The organism is Bartonella sp. CL435QHHD (genome assembly GCF_042195095.1).
Classification (GTDB): Bacteria; Pseudomonadota; Alphaproteobacteria; order Rhizobiales; family Rhizobiaceae; genus Bartonella.
The window spans coordinates 1-326 of sequence record NZ_JBHINS010000036.1 but is presented as its reverse complement, the minus strand read 5'-3'; the positions used below and the strand labels follow the sequence as shown (position 1 = coordinate 326).

1 pseudogene is annotated in these 326 nt (G+C 40.5%); it reads right to left on the bottom strand.

Features of this window, described 5'->3' with window-relative positions:
• A pseudogene (locus ACFILH_RS01630) lies at positions 1–326 on the bottom strand (hypothetical protein); the annotation flags it as partial.

Genomic DNA, 326 nt, shown 5'->3' with positions numbered 1-326 from the left:
AAGGAATCACTCTTTGCTTCAGCAATATCTTTGCTAATTTCATCCTTAATATTCGTGATAGAATTATTCACATTCGCGAAAGAAGTTCCTACACCAGCAAACGCTGTTGCTACATCATGATACTCTTTATCTTCTGTTTTGCCATCTTCTTTCACGCTCTTAACTGTGAATGTAGGCGCACTCCAAGTTCCATTCTCATACTTAGCATTACCACCTAAAGATTTTGCAACACTGCTCCCTAGAGCATGAAGCTGGTTACCCGCTACAGCATCACTTGAGGCTCCACTAATGTCTCCATTTTTAAGAGACGTAATCTTGCTGTTCTC